At 41.4% G+C, this 24,235-nt stretch carries 19 protein-coding genes; 4 read left to right on the top strand and 15 right to left on the bottom strand.

Translation table 11 applies throughout. From position 1 onward, the window contains the following. Positions 1-50 precede the first annotated feature (50 nt). From BO18_RS23865 to BO18_RS23885, 5 genes are all read right to left on the bottom strand, one after another. Positions 51-2,918 (bottom strand): SNF2-related protein, encoded by a 2,868-nt coding sequence (locus tag BO18_RS23865; protein WP_034450162.1) that lies wholly within the window; start codon positions 2,916-2,918, stop codon positions 51-53. Then, entirely contained in the window at positions 2,903-4,822 is a 1,920-nt protein-coding gene (locus BO18_RS23870) for a hypothetical protein (RefSeq protein WP_034450163.1), read from the bottom strand. The genes BO18_RS23865 and BO18_RS23870 overlap by 16 nt, the downstream gene beginning before the upstream one ends. Next, the gene (locus tag BO18_RS23875) at positions 4,809-6,032 is read right to left on the bottom strand and encodes a hypothetical protein (protein ID WP_034450166.1); all 1,224 of its coding nucleotides are present in this window, start codon (positions 6,030-6,032) and stop codon (positions 4,809-4,811) included. Before BO18_RS23875 ends, BO18_RS23870 begins: the two co-directional genes overlap by 14 nt. Positions 6,033-6,081: 49 nt before the next feature. Beyond that, positions 6,082-8,124 carry a leucine-rich repeat protein gene (locus BO18_RS33445; RefSeq protein ID WP_051689110.1) on the bottom strand — a complete coding sequence of 681 codons (2,043 nt, stop codon included), beginning with the start codon at positions 8,122-8,124 and terminating at the stop codon, positions 6,082-6,084. 278 nt (positions 8,125-8,402) lie between these two features. After that, positions 8,403-9,779 carry an AAA family ATPase gene (locus BO18_RS23885; RefSeq protein ID WP_034450169.1) on the bottom strand — a complete coding sequence of 459 codons (1,377 nt, stop codon included), beginning with the start codon at positions 9,777-9,779 and terminating at the stop codon, positions 8,403-8,405. A gap of 139 nt (positions 9,780-9,918) precedes the next feature. On the opposite strand from BO18_RS23885, the gene BO18_RS23890 reads away from it, so the two are divergent. Beyond that, on the top strand, positions 9,919-10,713 hold the full coding sequence (locus tag BO18_RS23890; RefSeq protein WP_034450173.1) for a hypothetical protein: 795 nt from the start codon (positions 9,919-9,921) through the stop codon (positions 10,711-10,713). 25 nt (positions 10,714-10,738) lie between these two features. On the opposite strand, the gene BO18_RS23895 is transcribed toward BO18_RS23890, so the two are convergent. From BO18_RS23895 to BO18_RS23935, 9 genes are all read right to left on the bottom strand, one after another. Further along, positions 10,739-12,490 (bottom strand): hypothetical protein, encoded by a 1,752-nt coding sequence (locus BO18_RS23895; RefSeq protein ID WP_034450175.1) that lies wholly within the window; start codon positions 12,488-12,490, stop codon positions 10,739-10,741. 73 nt (positions 12,491-12,563) lie between these two features. After that, positions 12,564-14,021, bottom strand: coding sequence for a hypothetical protein (locus tag BO18_RS23900; protein WP_034450178.1), 1,458 nt, complete (start codon positions 14,019-14,021; stop codon positions 12,564-12,566). 88 nt (positions 14,022-14,109) lie between these two features. Continuing rightward, the gene (locus tag BO18_RS23905) at positions 14,110-15,570 is read right to left on the bottom strand and encodes a hypothetical protein (protein WP_034450181.1); all 1,461 of its coding nucleotides are present in this window, start codon (positions 15,568-15,570) and stop codon (positions 14,110-14,112) included. A gap of 66 nt (positions 15,571-15,636) precedes the next feature. Further along, complete coding sequence (locus BO18_RS23910) at positions 15,637-17,088, bottom strand: hypothetical protein (protein WP_034450183.1); 1,452 nt, start codon at positions 17,086-17,088, stop codon at positions 15,637-15,639. Positions 17,089-17,128: 40 nt separating this feature from the next. Next, positions 17,129-18,586, bottom strand: a complete 1,458-nt coding sequence (locus tag BO18_RS23915) for a hypothetical protein (protein ID WP_034450186.1) — start codon at positions 18,584-18,586, stop codon at positions 17,129-17,131. Positions 18,587-18,757: 171 nt separating this feature from the next. Beyond that, positions 18,758-19,183 carry a DUF3232 domain-containing protein gene (locus tag BO18_RS23920; RefSeq protein ID WP_034450188.1) on the bottom strand — a complete coding sequence of 142 codons (426 nt, stop codon included), beginning with the start codon at positions 19,181-19,183 and terminating at the stop codon, positions 18,758-18,760. A 1-nt stretch (position 19,184) separates the two neighbouring features. Next, on the bottom strand, positions 19,185-19,580 hold the full coding sequence (locus tag BO18_RS23925) for a hypothetical protein (RefSeq protein WP_034450190.1): 396 nt from the start codon (positions 19,578-19,580) through the stop codon (positions 19,185-19,187). Positions 19,581-19,644: 64 nt separating this feature from the next. Beyond that, on the bottom strand, positions 19,645-20,355 hold the full coding sequence (locus tag BO18_RS23930; RefSeq protein ID WP_034450192.1) for a hypothetical protein: 711 nt from the start codon (positions 20,353-20,355) through the stop codon (positions 19,645-19,647). 256 nt (positions 20,356-20,611) lie between these two features. Further along, entirely contained in the window at positions 20,612-21,067 is a 456-nt protein-coding gene (locus BO18_RS23935; RefSeq protein WP_034450194.1) for a DIP1984 family protein, read from the bottom strand. Positions 21,068-21,223: 156 nt separating this feature from the next. On the opposite strand from BO18_RS23935, the gene BO18_RS23940 reads away from it, so the two are divergent. After that, on the top strand, positions 21,224-21,985 hold the full coding sequence (locus tag BO18_RS23940) for a DUF7663 domain-containing protein (RefSeq protein WP_034450196.1): 762 nt from the start codon (positions 21,224-21,226) through the stop codon (positions 21,983-21,985). 80 nt (positions 21,986-22,065) lie between these two features. After that, positions 22,066-22,356 carry a hypothetical protein gene (locus tag BO18_RS23945; RefSeq protein WP_034450197.1) on the top strand — a complete coding sequence of 97 codons (291 nt, stop codon included), beginning with the start codon at positions 22,066-22,068 and terminating at the stop codon, positions 22,354-22,356. A 61-nt stretch (positions 22,357-22,417) separates the two neighbouring features. On the opposite strand, the gene BO18_RS23950 is transcribed toward BO18_RS23945, so the two are convergent. Next, positions 22,418-22,939 (bottom strand): hypothetical protein, encoded by a 522-nt coding sequence (locus BO18_RS23950; RefSeq protein WP_034450199.1) that lies wholly within the window; start codon positions 22,937-22,939, stop codon positions 22,418-22,420. Between the two features lie 151 nt (positions 22,940-23,090). Here BO18_RS23950 and BO18_RS23955 point away from each other — a divergent pair, with 151 nt between their 5' ends. Then, complete coding sequence (locus BO18_RS23955; RefSeq protein ID WP_034450203.1) at positions 23,091-23,342, top strand: hypothetical protein; 252 nt, start codon at positions 23,091-23,093, stop codon at positions 23,340-23,342. Positions 23,343-24,235: the final 893 nt, after the last annotated feature.

A 24,235-nucleotide genomic window follows, 5' to 3' on the forward strand; every position in this document is an offset into this window, starting at 1 on the left:
ATCATTTACTCCTGTCACTTTTTCTTATTATTGTAAGCAAATTAACCAATTTAGCCGTCCCAATATCGTTTCCCTGAATACGGTGTATTTGTCATACAACTTTCATCCGGAACAAAAGATGCTAACTCTTCGACTGATGTTGACTCAAGCGAATCTACATCAATGTTTTTAGTTGTTGTGTAGTCCAGCAATGGATCTACCGCTATCTTAAATCCCAGAACTTTCTTTAACTGATGCTCATCTATAGTTTTCCCCATATAAGGATAAGTAATCTCCACTTTCATATCCTTATTATCGGAACGAGCTCTGAATGTTTTGCTGAAATACCTGTCAACACGTCCAACTCGTTGTTCCAAATCTCCAGGAGTCCATGCTAGTCCGTAATGGAAAACCTTATTACAGAACAAATGCAGATTAATGCCTTCCTTCATAACATCTGTACAAACAATAATATCTGGGAAAAACGGTGTGTTAAAGCGGGATATGATAGCACTATTGTCTGTGCCACCCATAGCACCAACTACCCATCGTTGATCATTTAGAAAGCGCGGGTCATATGTTATATCCAGCTTATCCGTAATATCACTAAACAACTGTGAGTGAACTAACTCGTAATTATTGATAAACTGTCTAATTCTGACGGATATTTCAGTCTTTCTATTCCAATTATTTCTGAAAAATAAGCTTATCGCATCACTCGATGAACTATTACGATCAATGCTGCAATAACTGTAAAGAATCTCAAGCACAGCATCGCTCAATAACAAATACTTTTGGATGCATTTTTTCATCATTTCGCGTTTGACGAATAAATCATAAGATAATGCTTCATCAATCAACACATCGTTGTTCTCTATAATCTTATTCCATACTGAAGTACCTTTAAGAATATCCCTTATCATTTTCTTCTTTACAATTGGATTTGGAATACTATCAAGCGTTGGTTCGTTTATCTTATAGTATTCGAAAATCTGACTTGCCAGATTGGTATTTATTATTCTGATAGCTACATAGCAACATAACACAAGCAGATTGCTTCTACTATACTTGTTTCCTTTGTTATCCGGAGCTTTGCGGTAATATAATTCGGGCCTGGCAGCAATGTATCTTGCAACTTCGTTAACCATCCGATCATCAACCAGATGATTTACGAACTGCGTAAAACTTCTCGTAGTTATACCTGCTTTTCTTTGAGCTTCAAATAACGTCCTTAAGTAGTTTTCTTCAAAGAACTCAAAGTTGCTACGATTTCTCTGCAATGATTTTTTAAATCTTGAAACAGCGCTGAATGTTGTTCCTCTATCACTTTTCTTTTGAGCAAGCCATTTAATCAATTGGCTCTTTGTCTCTAGCGTATCTGCATCATAGCTTTCATCGTCGGTTTCAGCATCATCCGCCAAATCATCTACTGGTTGTTTAAAACCAACTGTCTTGTTGTAATCTTGTTCAAATCTTGCCTGAATATCCCTTAGCTTGCCATCTTTTATATTAAATTTTCGAGACCAATACTTAACCACTTGATCTTCATACTTCTTTATCAATCTTTTCTGAAGCTCTTGGACAGACGCAATCCTTCTAACAAAAACAATAGACTTATCCGGGCAATTATCTTCATCCGGTTCCCCGCTTTTGTATGTGGTAACCATTATATTTTCCATATAATTTAGCTTTGGATGAGGAGGAAAATCTTCATCATTAAAAACATTTCTGTATGATTTGGCTACATCGCGCATTATCTTTTTGTCAACAGCGTGCCCATATTCATCTTTTTCATGAGAATTTCCATTTTCAAATTCTTTGATTTTCTTTAAATCTTTACCATCTTCATCGCCAAGATCATCTTCTGTTGGATCGAAACTCTCAAAAGTTTCCAAAAAACCAATTTTGTAATTGGCATTATTGTTAATCTTATAGTCAGCAAGTTTTTTCTGTATCAAGGCCAAGAACAAGCGTTGCTCAATTGTAATCCCTTTTCCAACATCATCAGCCACATTAGAACGGCACTCATACTTATTCTCACTCTTATATGTACGCAACCTTCGAATCATGAATTCTTCCAGATAATCATGCGATAGTCTTTCCGGGATTTTATCCTCTGCAATAAAATATTTGAGCTGATTTTTTAGTGTTTCTACATTTCGATGTGCAGGAGTAGCACTCATAAGCAAAGTCTTCGTTGCTATTGAAGATGACTTAGTTTCAAAACGTCTATATCCAAGCCAAGCATTTAAAAATGCAGTAGCATTATTCCAATTTCGGACATTCTGAGCTTCATCAATTACAACCAGATCAAATCTTGGAGTAACCTTATTAAACGCCTCAGCACATATCTGCCCAGCTTCAGTAGAATCATATTTATACTTTTCGAGTGGATAGGGATAATCCCGTTGAGTCACTGATTCTATTGAATCTTTCAACGACTTTCGGTTAAAGCAATTGTCATCATCGCTTCCACCATATACGGTATTTGCAGCAACAGAAGAGAATGATGTCAGTCTGAGAACGAAAACATTGTAATCTATATTGATTCTATTAACACAATCAACTATGAAATCTTTAGGCCGTTGATATGCTTTTTCATTAATACTAGCATCGGTCATCAGGTTATTTGCTTTAAATCTGCTTATCTCTTTTCGCCAGTTATTTTGAACATTCTCACTTGGAGCTATTATCAGGATTCTTGCTCCAGGGCGTTCAGACAATAGTGTAGATACAACACCTAATGCCTGATATGTTTTTCCCATGCCTACCTCATCAGCAAGATAAGCAAACTTTCGGGTTGATAATATCTTGCATAGAGCAGTAACTCCTCTTACTTGCAAAAGAGGAATATACTCATTGCCTTTGAATTTTCCTTGGTTTTTTCCTCCAAAAGAAATCAAGCTGTTAACTTTATCTATATTTATTTCTTCAAACATAGTTGCTCCACACCAAATTCACTTTCTATCCACTTAAGGAATTTCCCAATTTTTCTTTTCTTTTGGGACAATTGATACAGTGCATTTTTGCATCTCGTAATACAGTTATCTAGTTGAACACGAAACTGTGTTTTTTCATCAAGGTAATTCGGGAACGACTTCATTTCATCTGGGAGTTTTATATATGCAGCATCCAAATAGAGCAATATCATCCAAAGATTTGCATAGTCGATTTCTTCAGCAGTTTCATCGTTCATTTCATTTTCTATAAAATTAAGAAGACGTTTCATACTTCCGGGACTGGTCCAAAATACCCGGTATTTTTCTTGGTTGTCATTGGCGTTTTCAAGCGCTGAAAGCATTCCTCTCATTGCAGTAGACATATAGTAGTAATTATCAAAGATATCTTTATCTGAATCCATTCTTATCGATGCTGCGGCATATACATCATTCTCGTCTGATATTGAACGGACCTCATACTGAATAGGCAAATCATCTTTAGATTTCCCGTTCGCAAGATACCACTCTGACAATGCTTCATAGAGATCTTTACAAGATAATTCTGGTCGGCATTGAACCCATCCAAATTCATTTATTCGACCAATATAAATTTGTTTTCCTGATTCATATAGAACAAACTGTTTATTAATCAACAGCTCATTTTCCATATTTGCTTCATAAATGTCTCTCTCAATTATAGAACTAGAAATATCTATTGTTTTTCTGCCTATTGCGATTACATAATTCTTACTGGATATATCATCAGATATAAGGTTAACTGTAAGCTTTTTAGTACTCCAATCAGCTGTTACAGTAACAAACACTCCCGAGGAGGAGACAGCAGTATCCTGATTGTTAATACTATCAGAATCATCAATAAAGGCAGACTCGTCAATACAAAAATCACAATGGAAAAAGCAAGAATTAACTCTATTGAATATTATTGCTGCTTCCGCATTTTTACCGCGAAGTGCTGCTTCAGTAAAGTTATAAGAACCAATAATGATAGAGTTTCCTTTTTTTATCAACTTGGCATGCACAAATCTCTCGGAGCTTTTCTCATCAGTAATCAGCTGATAAAATCTCACCCTATCGTTTTGCCGCAGCTTTTGATAAATGCTTTTTTTTATGTTATAGCTTCCGTTATCCTTAGATAGGTATAGATTGGTTTGGTATGTTTTAATGTTGTCTATTCTTTCCGGAAGAGTGTTTTCATCAAAATATGGTGAAATAACTTCACAACAATAGCCAGGAATACTGGACAAGCGAGTTTCGAGCCAGAATTTTTTACTTGTCCTTCCAGTCAAATTCCAAAAGAATTCAACTTTATCACTATCAATAAACTGACCATTATCCAAAAAACTGATGAATTCTTTAAACTGGTTTGCTTCATGATGATTATTTGTGTTGCGCAGTGCCTTTAAGAATGAACTCAAGCTTTCTGCAACCAGTTTTGTTGTAACTTCAATTGCTGTAAAACTCTCCACATTTCTTCCATAACCATTAACCGTCAGATTAGCAGAAGACACAAACATGTGAGCCATCCTTTTCGAGTTCTTTCTACAACGGCCACAAATTGCAATAACCTTTGGGTGAAAAACGCCTGTTACAACTTTTACTGGGTACACAGGAATCGTGAGAATCGTATTATCGTTTGCCTTTAATCCGGAAATATCATAGTAAACACTTACATGGTTTTTCTCTATCCATGTATTTGCTGCATTTAGTTCTCCTATTTTTGTAATGCCTTCATGCTCATTCCCCATTAAATATGAAACTATATGATTAGCAAAAAAATCTGGATCAAAATCAAAGGTTGTAAACACCAAGCTTTCTACTTCTGAGTATCTATCATATACTTCCTTCAAACATTTAAGGATATTTGCAGTTTTAATATCGCCCATTCTTAGCCTCCACAAAACCCTCTTTTATGCTTTGTAGCGGAGAAGCATAATAATTCCTTTTCTTCATGTTTGAATTATCGTCTAATTTATCTGGCGTAAAAGTATGAATGTCATTCGCTTCGCCGATTTCCAGCCACATAGAACTTTTCTTCTGCTTGCTAACATACTTATGATACTGATACACTCCAAGAACGATATCTTCATAAGGATTACACTGCTTAAGCAGCTCTTGGAAACGCAGGTTCATATCTGGGGAACTGATCATTGTTATTCCTTTTGCATTATCATAACAACTTTTAAAATAATGAATATCATCAATCGAAACATCCTGTGTTGTTCTGCTATTAAGCATGTCGTAGAATACTTTTTCAACACAAGCAACGTATAATTCAATATTTATAACATCTAATACCTTGGAATCCTTTGTCGTCTCATAAAGATTTCGGTAGAATTCAAGCCAAGATGAATAATTTGATTCAGATAACTTGCTCGGAAGAAGTCTATAGCACTCCTCCATCAGTTCATCTTTTTTCCTTCCCCTTTCGTCATAATTCTTGAGTTTCTTCAGCCAAAAAGTTTCCTCGTGCTCTCGAAAAGTGCCACAGACTGCTTTTCTCAATGCCTCACGCCCGCTTGAATCAAAATGATTCCAACGGCGATTCTGTCTTCTAACGAATCTACTGAACGATTGACTCACTTCTGTATAATAATCACCATATAGACTCCTTACATCTACAGACAACGGTTTTATATGACTGCTTTGATCAATTATTCCCATATTCATCAAAGGTGTCTTGTATCTGCCATAATAGCCAAGAGATATTTCACTTGCTAATATCGTCCCAACTTCGTCGTTTGAATTTCCGGAAATGTAAGGATTATTGGATTTTGAATATCTTCGAGCACCATTTTCTCCGCCAATAATACCCTCAGAATCTCTCACTTCTATCATCGAATAGATAAATAACTGTTCAAACAAGAGAATATATTCCTTGAGCAGTCCTCCGTGAATTTGCTGATACTCTCCACATATTGAAAGACACAGCAAAACCTCTCTAAAGCCACGAATATCATTGCTTACAGTCGTGATATTCTTAATAACTCTGCTACCAAAAAAAGACCATATGGGTTGTAATCCAAGTGGATCTCTTTTAGATTCTCCCACTATCTTTTCATCATACTCTGTAAAATAAATCTGATTGTAATCCATATTTTAAGCTATTTAATAAATCGCATTTTTATACTTTTTCAAAAAATAATTAAGGATTCGTGCAATAACCTATCGCATCAAAATTGTAGTTCTTACCGTCAATCTTCCAAGTACTATTCTTAGCGTACCAACCCTTCGTATCTTGATAGTACCAGCCCCGAGAATCTTTCTTCCAAGTAGCCTTAGCCTTATATGTCCACTTACCGTCTGAATCGAGCCAGTAACCATCATAGAATTCGTTTGCTGCCATACTTCCATTAGGTTTTAAGTAATACCAAACTCCATTAATTTGTCTCCAACCTGTTTCCATAACACCACTAGAATTCAGATAGTACCAAAGTCCATTAACTTTCTGCCAACCAGTCTTCATAGCACCGTCATCACCCAAGTAGTACCAGTTGTTGCCATCTTTCACCCAACTAGTCTGCATGACCCCATTATTATTGAAATAATACCAAGAACCAAGTTTTTGCCAACCCGTTACTTTAGCGCCTTTTCCATCGTAGAAGCACCAAAGGCCTTTATTGTTTACCCATCCTTTCAACATAGGAACAACTTCTTGACTTTTGAATATTTCACCGCATACAGAACAGTGACTGCCTTCCGTTAATCCAGTATGGGTATAATCAGGTGCAACCTCTTTATCAAAAACCTCTGTATGACCTGTTGCATCGACTATTTTTTGACTTTTGATTACTTCACCGCAAGCAGAGCAATGACTGCCTTCCGTTAAACCCCGATGAATACAATCTGGTGCAATAGCCTTATCTATTACGGCAGTGTGTGTTGCTGTTTTTACTGCATAAATTGTTACAGTCGAATTTGAATCAGGCATAGTATACTTGCCATTTGTATCAGGAAATAATATCTTTACTTCATTGCCATTAGACCATTCTATTCGGCTAATTTGATAACAACTATCAGGTGTTACTGTTATTTCAAATGAATCATTACAGTATGTCCTGGTTTTTCCACTGACCATCCCATGGCCATCGTTATAATACATAACGTCATAGTAGTAATGAAAGATATCAGAAGAAAGGTCTGGGAAAATAACAGCACTATAAGCTTTCTTGTTAAGCAAAACATAAGTCAAATTAGGACAATTTTCAAAAGCACCTCCGCCAATAGACGTTACACTGTCGGGAATTACCAAATTTGTTAGACTTGAACAACCCATAAATGCATTATTATCTATTGAAGTAACACTATCTGAGATACTAACACTAGCAAGGCTTGAGCAACCAGAAAATGCACCTTCGCCAATTGAGGTTACTTTATTGGGAATCTCCACATTTGCAAGGCTTGTACATCCCCAAAAGGTATTTTTATTAACAGATGTAATGTTCTTTGAAATATTAACACAAGTGAGATTTTCACATCCACTAAATGCAGCTTCACCAATTGAAGATACACTGTTTGGAATATCAATACTTGTTAAGTTCCTACAATTATAAAACGCAGTCCCGCCTATAACAGTTACTTTATCGGGAATATCTATACTAGTCAATTTTTCACAACTGCTAAAAGCTCCTTCACCAATTGAAGTTACGCTATTCGGAATAGCAATACTTTTTAAATTCTTACAATTTCCAAAAGTATTGTTTTCAATTCTCGTAATGCTATTCGGAATATTAATAGAACTTAGATTTTTACACCCTGAAAAAGCACTTTGACCAATTGAAGTTATGCTATCAGGCAAAGTAATTCTATATATAATTTCACAATCCATAAATGCTTTTGCACCAATTGAGGTAATACTATCAGGAATATCTATTCGCCCTAGGTTTTTGCAATTATAAAACGCACCTCCACTTATAGAAGTAATATTCCCAGAAAAAACTATTGCTTCAACAGACCATCTTTTATTACACCAAGGCACTTCACTAGTATTTGACCATTTTGGCATATCACCTTCACCAGAAATAAGCAAGGTACCGCCCTCATCCAAAGACCATGTAATATTATCTCCACAGGTTCCGGAAGCAACTACCCGATAGGCCAGGGATTCATTGTAAAAAAACAATATAACACTTAAAGAAATAATCAAAGAGCAAAGAACACTCCCAATCTTTTTAATTGTATATTTCATAAATAATAGACACCTCCAACAAACAAAAATCCATTGTCATGTTTTCATTATATTTTTTGTGTATGGCAATATCATATATAATGTGTAAATAAACACTAACAATCAAATCCAATTAAAAAGGTTCTTCATTTTGCTTATGTTACATTTGAATTTACTCCAACCAAATCATTCTTAAAAAAATCATATTACCTTATTCATTTCTGTAACCAGCCCGGCTTCCCGCCGGGCTGATCACAGAAAAGGAGAAAAACCGCGTAAAGCAGACAAATTGCTGATTATCAGACAAACCCGATCCTGTGTTCCCTTGCTGCTCCGCCTGAACGGGCCAATGCTTGGGTTAAGATACGTTCGTCAATCACTGCCGTATCCGCATCACCTTCAAGCATCTCAAAGTATGCAGCCTTGGCTGCATTTTCAATCAGACTCACATACTGACGGAGTGATACTGTTCCTTTGGATCTCATAGAAGATACGATCTTCTTCAGATCTTCCTGATCTATTGTGATCCTGCCACGGTACAGACTGTTCTGCCTGAGTGTGTTGAACTGCTTGGTAACGATGGATAAGATCCTCTCTACGTCAGGCTTTGGAAACTCAACGATAACACAGCGATCCTTAAGCCAGAGCGGAACATTCTTGAGTTCATTTGCCGTAAGAATGAACGGAATATTGGCAGTGCTGATCTCCATCTCAAGATTCTGGTCTCTTATGACTCTTGTTCTGTCGAGGCAGCTTAAGAGTTCGTCGCTTATCGAGTGATTGGATCCCGGAACACACTTATCTATCTCATCGATCAGGATTACGGGATTGGTTGCATTTGCCGTGAGCATCGCATTAACTATCTCGCCGTGTCTCGACTCCTTGTATGAGGGTGAATCACCGGTAAGACCTCTTCCTGTTGCCGCGCCGGGAGCAGATATCTTATAGTATTCCAAGCCAAGGATGTCAGCAAAGACTTTACCGAAGAATGTCTTTCCTATGCCCGGATCACCTTCAAGGAGTATGGGCATTATTGTGCTTTCGTTTATGTATTCCACTACTGCCGACAGGATATAGAATTCCAGTTCCCTGGGCAGATCGTTCTCGACACAGAGCTGCCTTACTCTCTGGCAGAGTTCCTTCTCTGACAGTTCTGATACAAGAGGTTTGGTCATCTTCAGCTTATTGATATCACGTGCTTTTGTTGTTGAACTGCCCGTGGAAGCAGTCTTCACTTTTTGTGACTCCTCAGGACTGTCGAGAATGATTACGTCGTCAGCTATGTTGCTGTCTTCTTCGTCCTCATCTGTCGGAACTCCATACACCACATGCGTCAGATGGATCCATGGGATGTGTATCTCAAAGCCGTTTTTCTTTAAGTAGTCATCCATTATGTAAATCGCTCTGTTGACGATCATGCGGGCATGGTTCTGGCACTTCTCGCCATCAAACATCGGGATAAAGAACGGGCTGCCGACATTAGGATGATTGATGTATTCCAGGAACAGTTTCCTGTCGTGCTCGGGCAGCAGCTCAAGGCCTCTTCTGAAAACTCTCTGAAGCTGATAACACTTGCCGAGCCTTTCCTCAAAGGACTCTTCGTCCTTGTTTTTTAATAACAGATTGGTTAAGAAGTAATTCCTTCTTATGTAGATAAAGTCTTCAAATTTATACATTTTTCTGATTCTCCTTATTCGTTTTTTGCGTTCTTCGAAGATGGCTTCATTAAACCATGGGTCTTAGTTACCTGAGTAGTTGATATTTCTTGATTTTATGCTACCTTATAGTTACTTTTAGGTTACTTTTGGAGTCGCTATGAGAAATACAAAATCCGTCTATATCGAGATCTTCGATTTATATAACTTTCAATACGAGACAGCCAAGCGGAAGACTGCTGCCCGAAAATATATCAGGACGCATTTGCGTGAGTGTTTTCCCAAATACAACTGGTCAGACGTAAAAAACTGGTATAAGCTGTCCGAACTCGACAGGTATAAGTTCAAGTTCGAAGTTGTCCGCAAGTATTTCATGGACAGGACCGAAGAAAGCAGGAAAAAGAAAACAGAGACCGACATCGCTGAGGAATCAAAGGAACATCATTATGAGGAAAGAAAATACATCAGCGGGCAGCAGGAGTATCTGAGCATATTACATAAGGACTTCTACGATGCAAACGCATCCGAAGAAGATAAACGCAGGGCTTATGATGACTTCTGTTATTACCTGATCAAATACGTCCCGAACGTTTCGGCTCCCACATACGAAGAATGGCCTGATTCGCCTCACAGGCTCTACGACTATCAGCAGTCGGCAATGGACGATGCATTAAAGCAGGCTGCCGATGAAAACTACGGCAAACCCGCTCCCGTTACCGAAGCTGAAATAGATCACTATGCCCTGCTTGCCATAATAAAGTATCTGGAAGAGAAGAATTCAATAAAGGTGGATATTGACGGCATCAGACAATGCCTGACCATAAAGCATTCCGTCGCGTCAAAAAACGCGGAAGAAATGGCAGAGTCAGACGACAGCATCAATTACCTCGTTGCAACGAAGAAGCTGGATAACCTGGATTTTATAACGAGGGTGGAAAAGACAGATAATTCCTGATTTCCGCTGTGAACTTAAGACCATCTCAACTATCCTGTATGTTTACATATATACTCCCGTTACTCAGAGCATAGGTTTTTGTCAGCGGGTTTTGGTCAATGCCAAGCTTATTACGAACCGCATCCACATCTCCCGGATCATCACGGGATACATAAAGCTGCGTATTCCCGTCACACACCCTGTCAACGACAGCCTTGTTCTCACTTCTTCTGCTGTCAGCATCACATGGTAACAGATATCCGTGATGAGGAAGAATGAGATTATCAAAAATCTTATCCTGGTTATTACTGTCTTTGCCGAATTCATCGGGCCAGCAGCTATAGAAACAATCCGCAGGCATTATTATTTTCTTTAACTGAAGCATGATCGACGAGGCATTTTTCCAATACTCACCTGAGGTATTGCGTCCGTTTCTGATCCTGCCCTGACAAACCTTTATATCACCAACGCTTATGACCGTTCCCAGCTCCTCATCCATAATATATGGAGTTGTGCAATTCATTAAATGAATAAAACATCCGCTATTTGGACCAGTATTATGAGGAAATATAAATACTGAATCTTTTAGTTCACGGGCATGGTTTCTATTTTGGAGTTCACCAAGCAAACCCTCAAATTTGTTGCAGTGATCACGATGATTGTGAGAAACCATAAAATACACCTTGCCGCCGGAATTCCACATGGCTTCACACCGCTTGATCAGATCATTTTCAACCGCAGTTTCGAGTATATCATCTGACCAGTGCCCTGTTCCTGTGTGTCTTCCATAGTCAAAAATAAGCAGATTCCTGTGCTTACCAGAATTGGGCGAATACTCAATCTCAATCCCTATACACTGGCCAAATCCCGAGTTGTACAGATATATTTCCGCACGCCAATAGTCCTTGAACAAATCATTCCACAGATCCCTGGTGTTGGGTGTATTGTTCTCAGTTCTGCATTGATTGGGAGGAGGATTACTGGGATTATTCACTGAAGTACTTGACACTGTTGCTGAATGAACGTCTTCATCGTCAACAAAGCACAGTCTTCCCAAGGGATTAATTGCTTTGGGATTATACTCGGCTTCTTTTCCGTGATTTCTCAGTTCAAGCTTGAATCTGTGTCCCGATACAAAGTATTCCTCGTAGACTTTGTATTCAGGACCCCCATATTGTTCAATCTCTTTTACGGACCTTATCTGATAGTCAGCCTTCTCAGTCTCAAGGCGCTGCCTTACTTCAGGATCATCAGTAAAGATAACAGTTCCGGCGTCCTTATCCTCAACATACTTCAACTTGTCTTTTGAGATCAGCCAGTTGTTTCTTGTAGCTATCTCACAGTCTACATCTATCTCAAAATAGTACTCATAGGGATAAAACACGATGTTGATTACAGGATTATCAGGCTTATCACGCCTGGGATAGTAATACTGCACGTTCGGATTATCCTCAGAGGTCCTCAATTCAAGGTTGTTGTTTACGGCAAGGCGCATGAATCTATACATTTCCGGAGTAGAGGCTTCAAATATGATCCTTATATAGCCGTTCTCCAGTTCATGATAATCGCAGATATTGCCATATATGCGGAAGTCATCGTGAATCTTCGGTCCCGCGGGAAAAGGTCTGAGCAATTCCACCAAAAGCTCATGCCTTCTCTCACCAACGAGCTTTTTCACCTCTTCCTTTTCTCCGGGCGTAAACTCAATCCTGTCACCGTTTTCAATATACGCCTGAAGTTTTCTGATCGTATACTCTTCAGAGGGTCTCCAGTTGTCATAATATGGTATTTCGTACATATTCGGACCTCATCACGCTTTCTTTACACTATGGCTCCCGTTCTCCCCATGAAAAACACTGCTGAAACCAGCATTAATTCTGTTTTCTTCCGTTATACGGATTCCGGCAGACACCGTCAGAATCGAAGTCATAGACCTTGCCTTCGGATTCGACATAGTAATCGGTGTAGTCAACCATATGGCCGTCATTATCGAAGTAATACCATTTGCCGCCGCTGCTGAGCCACTTATCTGCATACATGGTTCCGTTCTTATCGTAGTAATACCAATGATAGTACCAGAGCAAGGTTCCGTCAGAGCGCACCGCGTAATCATCTGCCCTCTTATGCCAGCCTGTGATCTTCCCCGCTTTGGCATCAGGATTTTTGCATACACCGTTGGAGTCGAAGCTGTAATCTATTCCGCCGATCGTTACGTTTTCGATGTTCTTCATCATCTTTCCATAGTTGTCGAAGTAATACCACTTGCCGTTGCTGTTAAGCCATCTGTCTGTATACACCTTGCCGTTCGATCCGGCATAGATCCAGATCCAGTCTTCCGGTCCGCCATACTGAAAACAGTACCATCCAGTGACCATCTCACCGCTGTTTTTGAAACAGTAAAGATCACCGTCGATATTCGTCAGTCCGACATCCATTCTTCCGTTATCACCGAAGTGATACCACTTGCCGCCTATCTTATGCCAGCCGGTGTAAAGCTTTCCGTCTTCTCCGCAGTAGTACCATACGTAGCTTTTGCTGCTGAAAGTCTCCTTAAACCATCCGGGAACGATTATTTCAGATGAGCCTTCAGGATCTATGCATGCGCCACTTGGATCGAAGGAATAGTATTTTTTGCCAATCTTGTAATTGACAGCATTGCAGACCATCCTGCCGTAATAGTCAAAGTAATAAGTCTTTCCGCCGCCGGTATACCATTCGCTGACATACAGGGCACCATTAGATCTGGCATAGAACCAGTATTGCCCGTCGTAGTACCAGCCTGTAACCATCTCACCGCTTTCCTTAAGCCAATACTTATTCTTATCAACAGTTATGGGAGCTTCGCCCTTTTTGCAGGTCATCATCGTGCCGTTGCCTTCATAAAAATAGTACCAGCTGCCTCCGATCTTGTGCCAGCCCTTATAGTACTTGCCGTCCGTACCAAAGTAGAGCCAGGAGTAATAATATGTCGGTGCCCATTCGTTTTCTTCATTGCCGTAGCCCAGGTAACATACTTTGTTCCATCCCTGTTTCAGAGAAGTCTTTCCTTCAGGATTCAGGCATTCACCGCCGGATGCGAAGTCATAGAACTTATCGTCAATACGGTAATTCTCAACTCCGGATACCATTACGCTCTGACGTCCGAAGTAATACCACTTGCCGCCGATCTGCTTCCAGTCGTTGGTCACATATCCGTCTTCGTAGGTGTAGTACCTCCAGTAATCGCCGTCCTTTATCCAGCCTGTCGAATCAGCCATCGAGACGGTGGGAGTAAATGACAACAGCATTCCTGCGGTAACGGCTGCTGCCAGGATCTTCCTGATACCCATAAGTGTGACCTCCAATTAAAAACTGAGAGGGGCTGCCTCAAGGCCCTTTAATTCTGAGACAGCCCCCCTGAAAAAGAATGTAAAAGATCTAGCTTAGATTCGGTTCTCTTCCGTTATACGGATTCAGGCAGACGCCGTTCGAATCAAAGTCATAGACCTTGTTGTCGGATTCAATATAGACACTGCCGCCGGATGCCATACGGCCTTCAACATCAAAATAATACCACTTGCCGCCGCTGTTGAGCCACTTGTCGGTATACATGTTTCCGTCTTTGTCGTAGTAATACCAGTAATAAATCCATCTTGGTTCATTGGAACCTGTCACATGTCCGTATTGGGTGGGTTTTTCGCACCAGCCTGTGATCTTCTTTGCCTTGGCGTTCGGGTTCGTGCATACACCGCTGGAGTCAAAGTTGTAATCAATGCCGTCTATCGTATAATTCTTGACATCTGAGACCATCATCCACCAGCTGGTGAAGTAATACCACTTACCGCCGCTGTTGAGCCATCTGTCTTTATACACCTTGCCGTTCGATCCGGCATAGATCCAATATTTACTGTCAAAGCTTTGGTACTTATACCAACCGGTAACCATCTCGCCATTATCCTTGAAACAGTAATCACCGTTTTCGGTCTGCAGAATTCCGGTAGTCATACTTCCGTCACCGCGGAAAAAATACCACTTGCCGTCTATCTTCTGCCAGCCTGTACAGTGCTTTCCGTCTTCGCCCATGTAATACCATGAATAACTGTTAGAACCGGAAGCCTTCTTATACCAGCCCTGGGCGATAATCTCATCTGAACCTTCAGGATTGATGCAGGCTCCGCTGGAATCAAATGAATAGTATTTGCCGTTTATCTTGTAATTGGCGGCATTGCACAACATCCTGCCGTCCCAGTCAAAGTAATAAGATTTTCCGTCATCCTTGAGCCACCTTGACTCGAACAGTACTCCGTCAGATGCTGCATAGCGCCAGTATCCGCCGCCATAGTACCATCCGGTAACCATCTCTCCGCTCTCCTTGAACCAATAGTTGCATCCGTCGATCCATTTGGGACCGGCATACCGGCCTGAACAGGAGTACATGATGCCACTGTATTCATCGAAGTAATACCAGCTGCCTCCGATAAAATGCCAGCCCTTGTATAAGTCCCCGTTTTTGTCGGCATAGACCCAGCCTGAGTTCTTCTCATACTTCCGGGTTATCACACTGTATCCAAAACTGTAAACTATCCTGTTCCAGCCCTGAGGCAGTTTGCTCTTTCCCTCGGGATTTGTGCATTCACCATTGGATTTGAAATCGTAGAACTTGTCCTCGATCTTAACGTTATCTGCTCCGGATACCATGTATCCCTCGTATGTGAAGAAATACCACTTGCCGTCGATCTTCTTCCAGTCGTAGGTCACATATCCGTCTTCGTAGGTGTAGTACCTCCAGAATTCACCGTCCTTTATCCAGACTGCCGAATCCGCCATTGAGACGGCAGGAGTAAATGACAACAGCATTCCCGCGGTAACTGTTGCTGCCAGGATCTTCTTGATGCCCATGATTATTTCCTCCCGGAAATAGATTTAACTATGTCTTTATTCTAATTACTTAATAACAGGTTTATATCAGCTGAATTTCGCGTCTCTTCCGTTATACGGATTCAGGCAGACGCCGTTGGAATCGAAATCAAACGTCTTGCCTTCAGATGAAATATAGAAATTCTTTCGGCATGCCATTTGACCATTTTTATCGAAGTAATACCATTTACCGCCGCTGTTGAGCCACTTGTTGGTATACATGTTTCCGTTCTGGTCGTAGTAATACCAATAATAGTACCAGCCTATTTTTCCGTTGACATGTATTCCGTATTCTCCTGCTCTCTTGTACCAACCTGTGATCTTCCCGGATTTTGCACTCGGATTCTTGCATACTCCGTTGGAATCGAAGCTGTAATCTATACCGTCGATCGTATAATTCTCGGCATCTGAGATCATCATTCCCCATTTGGTGAAGTAATACCACTTTCCGCCGCTGTTAAGCCATCTATCGACATACAATTTGCCGTTCGATCCGGCATATACCCAATATTCATCATCGGTTTCTTTGTGCTTATACCAACCGGTGACCATCTCGCCATTTTTCTTGAAATAATAGAGCCCGCCATCGATACTTTTTTTGGTTCTGGCACACATCCTTCCGCTTTCTTCGAAGTAATACCACTTGCCGCCTATCTTATTCCAACCGGTATAAAGCGTTCCGTCTTCACCGTAGTAGTACCAAGCATAATTGTCTTCGCTGATATATTCCTTGTACCATCCGGAAACCGTCTCAGAAGTTCCATCGGGATTTAAACATGCACCGCTTGAATCGAACGAATAGTATTTACCGTCAATATTGTAATTGACAGCATCACAGACCATCCTTCCTTCACGATTGAAGTAATAGGTCTTACCGCCGCTGGTAAGCCAATCTTTGACATAAAGAGTGCCGTTTGATCTGGCATAGTGCCAGTATTGGCCGTCGTAGTACCATCCGGTGACCATCTCACCGCTTTCCTTAAACCAATAGTATTCAGAATCGATCTCTTCAGGATAGTCACCGGCTTTGCAGCTGGCCATCTTTCCAATATATGTAAAGAAATAGTACCAACTGCCTCCGATAAAGTGCCATCCCGTATAGTAGTTGCCGTTCTTATCGTAGTAGACCCAGTCAAAAGTGTAGTAGTCTTTGACTAATTCACTGAAATAGTCCAAAGTACAGACCTTGTTCCATCCGGGTTTCAGGGAAGACTTGCCCTCAGGGTTCAGGCATTCACCGCTGGAAGCAAAATCGTAATACTTTCCGTCTAAAACATAGTTTTCGACTCCGGATATCATTATGCTCTGACGTCCGAAGTAATACCACTTGCCGTCGATCTGCTTCCATTTATTGGTCACATATCCGTCTTCATAGGAATAGTACTTCCAATAATTACCTTCTTTTTTCCATCCCGTCGAATCCGCCATCGAGACGGCAGGAGTAAATGACAATAACATTCCTGCGGTAACTGTTGCTGCCAGGATCTTCTTGATGCCCATAAATATTTCCTCCCTAATAAATATTTGTCTCTTTTTATGCTCAGCCCTTTGCCAACGGCCTTCCGTTATACGGATTCCGGCAGACGCCGTTGGAAGCGAAGTCATAGACCTTGCCTTCGGACTTGATATAGTAATCGTCGTAATTGACCATACGGCCGTCAGATTTGAAGTAATACCATTTACCGCCGCTGTTGAGCCACCTGTCGGTATACATGTTTCCGTCCTGGTCGTAGTAATACCAGAAACCGTACCACTCGGCTTTTCCGTAATATCCGGCCGGGTCTCCGAATTCCACGTCTGTTTCGAACCAGCCGGTGATCTTCTTTTCCTTGGCGTCAGGATTCTTGCAGGCTCCGCTCGCATCGAAGTCGTAATAGATGCCGTTTATCTTGAAATTCTTTGCATCTTCGAGCATTATCCCCTGCACATCAAAGTAATACCATTTTCCGCCGCTGTTGAGCCACTTGCTGCAATACAGCTTCCCGTTCAATCCGGCATAGACCCAGTATTCATAATTGCCTTTCTGATACCTATACCATCCGGTAACCATCTCACCGGTTTCCCTGAAGCAATACCAGTCACCGTTGATCTTCTTTTTTCCCGTATACATATCCCCATCGGCCGAGAAGTAATACCATTTCCCGTCGATCTTCTGCCAGCCTTTGCAGGGCAAACCGTCTTCACCGATGTAATACCATGAATATTGATCGGCATCAGAGTTCTCCTTAACCCAGCCTTTGGTGAACGGCTTTTCGGAACCTTCAGGATTAATGCAGTTGCCGCTGGAATCAAATGAATAGTATTTCTCATTGATGCAGTAATTGGAGACATTGCAGAGCATCCTGCCGGCCCAGTCGAAGTAATAGGATTTGCCGCCCTCATTCAGCCACTTATACTCGTACATTACCCCGTCCGATCCGGCATAGCGCCAATATCCGCCGCCATAGTACCATCCGGTAACCATCTCGCCGCTTTCCTTGAACCAGTAAGTATGGCCGTCTATCCATCTTCCACCGGTGTCGCAGGAATACATAACGCCATCGTAATTATTGAAGTAATACTTGCTACCTCCGATGGTACGCCAGCCCCTGCACAGGTCACCGTTCTCTTCGGCATAGACCCAGCTATATGAATAAGCCGCCTCCTGAGTCTTTGAATTGTATCCGACACCTGAGGTTATTACTTTGTTCCAGCCCGGCTCGAGCCTGCTCTTTCCATAAAGAGTCAGGCATTCGCCGTTGGACTTGAAATCGTAGTACTTGTTATCGATCTGATAGTTCTTTACTCCCGCGACCATGATTCCATAACGTCCGAAGTAATACCATGTGCCGTCGATCTTCTTCCATGCATTGGATACATAACCGTCTTCGTATGTATAGTATTTCCAGCAATTACCTTCTTTTTTCCATCCCGTCGTATCCGCCATGGAAACCGCCGGTACAAATGACAGCATCAATCCTGCAGTCAGCGCGGCAGCCATGATCTTCTTAAATCCCATTTTCTTTCCTCCATATATATAGATAATAAGATTTTAGTAAAAGAAAAATGAGATTTCACTATGATAAAGCAAATTTTGTATTAACAATCAAGGGAGGAACCGGATCGTAAGGCCAGGCCCGTCGTCCGTTGACGGCGGGGGCTGCAGGTGCTATAAAAATTTTTTCATTGTTTAAGGTTTTATTTTTTCAGTGAATTGAAGCCATCTACCAAACATGACCATGCTGTTGATGTTTGAGAAGAACAGTGCGCCAGTGACTATACCGCAGAATTCCGCCACTTTCCTTCTGTCGTTGGTATCAAAGTCACAGATGACTTCTGTGTTCACTTCACTGCAGATTTCATTTATCTTGCTGCAGGCATTGATGGCAGCGTCATGGGCTTCGCTCCTCTGCTTTTCCAGGACCATCATGGAAGTCATATTGAGATTATCCTTTGGGTTTTCAAGGTAATGAAGCTGCTCGTTTGAAACGACAGAGAAGTAATGCATCATCGCATCGATGCAGCATTTAACCTCGGCTTTAAGCTCTGCCTTATTTGGAAGGTCTGACTTATCCAGAGTTTCAAAGAGTTCTGTTAAACGGGCAATTATATCCATATTAGTCTCCAAACTTGATTCCGTGTTTTTCAGCCCATTCACGAAGCATATTTTTCAGTTTTACTTCGTCCTCTGTGTACTCGCTGGAATCAAAACTAATCAAACCAACAGCCTTATCTCTTTCTAAGACACACCAGGAAGATACGCCTCCGTGCCACGGAACATTGAATTCAGTCCCGACAGGAAGATCCGAACAGGATAACGTCAGGACTGCACCAACATAAAAACGTTCGCGTCTGATCTTACTGATGTTATCTTTAGTTCCTCTGATGTAATATCTGGCTTTTATTTGATAATGGCATGTTGATAACAATCTCTCTTCTTCGGAAATGACATCTATATCAACAAACTTTATGTCGGATTCAAATCTTTTGATTTCAGTAACACTTACTTTCATATTTCTGCCTCATGCAAGATAAGAATAAACATAGCGATAAATCTAATTTGTTTTAGAACGCATCTTATTTGTCGTTGTTCATGGACAGGTACTCACCGATAGGCATATGCAGATACAACATTCCGTCGTCTGCCTTATAGACTTTTAACCCTTCATCTGTACAGACATAATTACCTTTAGGATCTTCAGGAGCTTTCCGATCCCTGCATATGGTGATTCTTTCAACTTTCTGAATTTGCTTGTACTTATTTACAAACGAGCGGATCGTATCATTCCAAGAAACCCCGACGGAACTGATTCGGATCCATAACTCAGGCTCACCATGACTGTCGTAGATGCCGCCGTAACGGACCCGGCAAAAATCCTGATCAAGCAAGGTCATGATGTTGGTCTGTAAAGCACCGATATCCACATTACACAAATATGCTCTAAGCTCACCCATGGTATGGTAGTTGTTACATTTCTCATGGATCGCCAGCATTTCTTCATCAGTGAGCCTGTATTCCATAAGATTATGACTGTTGCTGATTGCAGGAACAATGAATGTGCTGACTTCCAGATTATCAGGAGCCATGGGACATAACTTACTGACCTTGACGCCCATCCAGGTATCAAGCACCTGTTTTGCAAGATGCTCACCGGAAGAATTTGAGTCAATAATAAACTCGGCGGCTTCTGCCTCTCCCATAAGGGTTCCGTCCCCACTGCAGTAAATGTGTGCAGTTACCGGGAAATACATCCCGTCCTGCCTTAAGTGATATGCATATTTGGTCACTTTATTATCTCCTGAATATTTCCCCTAACCCGCCCTCGTCAGTCGGTTAACAATTGGTGGTAAATCATAAATCATAGTGGATAAACAGGTGTTGCGTACAGCTTGATTTGTCGTAGGGACTCGAACCCTTTTTCTCGCCATCTCAAAGACTCTCTAAAGCCTTAGCCTCTGCTACTCAACACTGCCCATACAGTACGAGCGGATCATTCTCATCCGCTAAGAGATCTTGTTCACCCCGGACTAACTACCAACATATTCAAATCAATTCCGTTGTCCAATTCTTCTCCTGGATCTTATCGTCCAATGTCCTGTATTCCTTGCAGAGAACATCCAATCTCTCCTGCATCTCCGCAACCGGAACAGTACTATAGATCCTGACTTCAGACTTCGTATAATAACGGTCAATGAGATCGCTCGACTTTAAGAGAAAACTTTTCATCTTCTGGATTTTCCCCAAAAGACATTCCCTTTTTGCCAAGAGATCGACCATAGAAACATCACCACACATCGTTACATTATTTGTGTGATTGATCTTTGCGATAAGCACTTCAAGACGGGCATAACAACTATCCAACTCCTTAATTAAAACGTAAGGATCTTCGGTCGGCGTTTCGCCTTCCTGAACTTTTGCGTTTTTGTTTAGTCTTGCCGCCAGATCGCCTATCCTTTCCTGAAGATCCGCTCTTTCTGATAATGCCAATGCCAATTTCATATGCAATCCTCCCTTATGTTTTTCGTTCACAACATGAGTCTATACCCGGGGATGCACCAGATTTAGCGCATGTGAGACGGACGTATTTTATGGCCGCATTTTGTCCCATCGCCCCCGCTAATATGACCGTAAAGAATACCAAAGGAGGACGCGATCATGAGAACGACATTGGAAGCAGTCAGAGAGTATAAGCACATATGCTGGTATCCTTCGGCAGGGAAAGATTTCAGGCCGCTGCTGTTTATTTCGGAATGGTATTACAGGAAAAACATTGTGCCCACGGATGACGGTCAGGAATTCCCGGATCTTTTCATCTTCACGGACCTTTGCGGAATGTTTGACAGTTTTGGTGATACCGATTGTTTAGGCGATGCCTACTATCAGATCAGGAACGATTTCTGCGAACCGGATTCCCGTCTGATAAGCATTGCGTATAAGAACAGTTCGACGGAGATCGTAGTGAAGCATTTCGAGAGGCTCCGTGATCTGGATCTTCCTTTCGACCACGAATATGCCGCTTTTGAGAAAGCTTCGGATTACAATTCATCGCTGCTGATGAATGTTGAAGTCAGATCCCGCATAAATGATGTAGTAAACGTATATGAGACGTCCATTTTATATGTGGCGGCACTTAATGAATTCTTTGCCGAGGAGTTTCTCATCCCCAACAAGATCAGGACCGAATACCAGGTGATCGTGGCTTACGGAGGTTTCGGCGGCGGTCACTATCCGGCTTATTGGATACTTCAGAAATATAAGGAATTCGGCACGAGGTATCTCATAGGGATGGATTACGGTTGGAAGCATTTATCCGAAACGCATTCGGATAAACCGGCACCGCATTTCGAAGAGATATATTCAATTGACGGAGAGCAGTGGACAAAGGACCATCCGGTCATCTGGTACAGACTTACATGATTGTAGCTTGAGGTCGGCATGCGTCATTTCTGCCGCATCACTCCTTGTATCATTGAGGTGAAAACAATAACACATTCAGGATGAAAAGGAGGTGCACCACGGCAAGAGCAGAATTAACAAGGATCCCTGCGGCAAGAAAGCCTGATGAGGATTACATCGAAGATCCCGTGATCGTCAAGGTCGCAAAGCTCGCTTTGATCCTGACAGACAGGGACACCGACAATGAGACCAAGCTCCTTTCTGTTAAGGCCGCCGAGAGGATGGGATACATTACGGGGGAAGAAGCCGCACAGCTTCTTTTGTACAGAACGGAGCTTGAGAGATTCAGGGCTTACAGCGGTGATGATTCGGAGAACGGAAGGATATCGTAATTTATTTGCTTTGTACTGAACAGATAACGGGGTATTCTTCAATGCCCCGTTTTTGTAAGTCTCAGTCTGCACTGACAACAAAGATCCGGTTCCGTTCAGGATAGGTTTTGATCAGTACAGGTGCCTGATCAAACGCTCTGCATAATTCTTCACCTGTCTTTACCAATTCGTCATCAGAGACACCTGTAATTTCCAAGGATAAACTGTCTTCGGAATATACTGTCCCTTCTATACCGGTATAACGGCCTTTGAAGAACTTGCCGACAGCCCAACCTGCCGAGGTTTGTTCCTGAGCATCTTTATCTGCATCAGACAAACCGGAATTATTGTCAGAAGATGCCGGGAATCTCTGCCTGATCCAATCCGTTAATTTGTCCGCGGACAACAGCATGCAATTCGATTCCTGAGGGAAAACGATAATACCACCCTTCATGTCATCAGGAGTTTCCTGGTTGGTTTCACCTTCATGAATGGTGGCAAATACCGGTCTGTTATTTACGCTTATGGCAGCATACATGTATCCCGTGGCTGAATAGGCATTACATCTGGTGTAATCAATATCAGGTCTGATCAACTGTTTCATAAGTTATCTCCTTTGGGAAAATACCGGTCTTCTTCCAGCTTCATTGTAGTTGGAATGATGGGACAAAATGCGGGCATCGCTCAACCTAAAATAAGGTTGGGTAAGTATAGAAAGAGCACACGGTTTAGTTAAAGCAAATGAGGTGAATCTTATGGATAATGAAAACAATGAAACGAAGAACGAAAAAACCGATGAATTCAAGAAGTGCCTTGCAGAATCCGGAGTTGATACTGACGGGCTTGATATTAAACCGGATGACAGCCTTTGGGATATTTTCATGAAGATTGGTGTCGGCAAGATCGTCATTTGTGATGACGCCCGCACTTTTGACAGCGGTAACATGGACAGGATGCGCGAAGAAGGCAGTATTATCGGTGAGATTGATGTGAATAAAGAAGATTAGCACAGTCAGATGTACATAAATGTACTCATGTTACCTGATATTATTACAACCAAGAGATGCTCGAGCAGTTTCCAGAGGGCATCTCATACAAGTTCTGATCCGTTAGCGTCATATGAAGGACGGTGGTTAAAACCCACCCGCACCGGAGCATTAGGACCGTTTCCGGGTGTGTAGCTCAGTCTGGGAGAGCGTCAATGGCAGAATCAGATCCGAAAGTAATAAAGACACAAACAGCAATATATGTAATAACGGCCTAACAAAAACAGAAATGTGTCTTGTAACTTAACGGAATTCTTATATCTGAGAGAAATCATTAAGACTAAGGATTCCAACCAATTCTCTGAAAAACGATGCGGCTGATTTGCCGCATCCTTTTTGTTAAATTTATTCTGAGGCAAACAATATACATTTTAGGAGGTATTTGGACATGCAGTAGTTAGTTTAATTCAAGGAGGACTACAATGCATGAAACTTCAAACTTTTTGCGGGATCACACATCGTTACAGGTATGATCCCGTGCCATACTGTGGTGTGTATCGTTGCAGGAAACCAATACCGCCATATAACAGACGCACCCGGGTTTTGAACTCCATTCAGGAAGAAGAATATCGGCCGTTCAAAGATCCTGTATTCAAAGAAGTGGTCAGTCTACATGGTTGGGGATGTATACATTGCTATGAATATTTTTACGAGAGACATACGGACAGATGCTGGAAAACAAGCTATAAGTGCAGAAAACAGTGGATGAAACATCAAAAGAAACATTATCCGTCGGTCAAGATAAATCCTCGTGAAGAGTTCGATGACAGTTGACTGATGCACTATTTCTGGAGTATCAGTCAACTAATACTTTAATCGTTAATATAGATGCGAGGTTATTTTGTTTTAGGTAA

The sequence above is a fragment of the Butyrivibrio sp. AE2032 genome (genome assembly GCF_000702965.1).

What these genes read in the sequence shown, in the direction of transcription:
- BO18_RS23865 (WP_034450162.1), bottom strand. Translation starts at nt 2,918, where the DNA reads ATGTTTGAAGAAATAAATATAGATAAAGTTAACAGCTTGATTTCTTTT.
- BO18_RS23870 (WP_034450163.1), bottom strand. Translation starts at nt 4,822, where the DNA reads ATGGGCGATATTAAAACTGCAAATATCCTTAAATGTTTGAAGGAAGTA.
- BO18_RS23875 (WP_034450166.1), bottom strand. Translation starts at nt 6,032, where the DNA reads ATGGATTACAATCAGATTTATTTTACAGAGTATGATGAAAAGATAGTG.
- BO18_RS33445 (WP_051689110.1), bottom strand. Translation starts at nt 8,124, where the DNA reads ATGAAATATACAATTAAAAAGATTGGGAGTGTTCTTTGCTCTTTGATT.
- BO18_RS23885 (WP_034450169.1), bottom strand. Translation starts at nt 9,779, where the DNA reads ATGTATAAATTTGAAGACTTTATCTACATAAGAAGGAATTACTTCTTA.
- BO18_RS23890 (WP_034450173.1), top strand. Translation starts at nt 9,919, where the DNA reads ATGAGAAATACAAAATCCGTCTATATCGAGATCTTCGATTTATATAAC.
- BO18_RS23895 (WP_034450175.1), bottom strand. Translation starts at nt 12,490, where the DNA reads ATGTACGAAATACCATATTATGACAACTGGAGACCCTCTGAAGAGTAT.
- BO18_RS23900 (WP_034450178.1), bottom strand. Translation starts at nt 14,021, where the DNA reads ATGGGTATCAGGAAGATCCTGGCAGCAGCCGTTACCGCAGGAATGCTG.
- BO18_RS23905 (WP_034450181.1), bottom strand. Translation starts at nt 15,570, where the DNA reads ATGGGCATCAAGAAGATCCTGGCAGCAACAGTTACCGCGGGAATGCTG.
- BO18_RS23910 (WP_034450183.1), bottom strand. Translation starts at nt 17,088, where the DNA reads ATGGGCATCAAGAAGATCCTGGCAGCAACAGTTACCGCAGGAATGTTA.
- BO18_RS23915 (WP_034450186.1), bottom strand. Translation starts at nt 18,586, where the DNA reads ATGGGATTTAAGAAGATCATGGCTGCCGCGCTGACTGCAGGATTGATG.
- BO18_RS23920 (WP_034450188.1), bottom strand. Translation starts at nt 19,183, where the DNA reads ATGGATATAATTGCCCGTTTAACAGAACTCTTTGAAACTCTGGATAAG.
- BO18_RS23925 (WP_034450190.1), bottom strand. Translation starts at nt 19,580, where the DNA reads ATGAAAGTAAGTGTTACTGAAATCAAAAGATTTGAATCCGACATAAAG.
- BO18_RS23935 (WP_034450194.1), bottom strand. Translation starts at nt 21,067, where the DNA reads ATGAAATTGGCATTGGCATTATCAGAAAGAGCGGATCTTCAGGAAAGG.
- BO18_RS23940 (WP_034450196.1), top strand. Translation starts at nt 21,224, where the DNA reads ATGAGAACGACATTGGAAGCAGTCAGAGAGTATAAGCACATATGCTGG.
- BO18_RS23945 (WP_034450197.1), top strand. Translation starts at nt 22,066, where the DNA reads ATGAAAAGGAGGTGCACCACGGCAAGAGCAGAATTAACAAGGATCCCT.
- BO18_RS23950 (WP_034450199.1), bottom strand. Translation starts at nt 22,939, where the DNA reads ATGAAACAGTTGATCAGACCTGATATTGATTACACCAGATGTAATGCC.
- BO18_RS23955 (WP_034450203.1), top strand. Translation starts at nt 23,091, where the DNA reads ATGGATAATGAAAACAATGAAACGAAGAACGAAAAAACCGATGAATTC.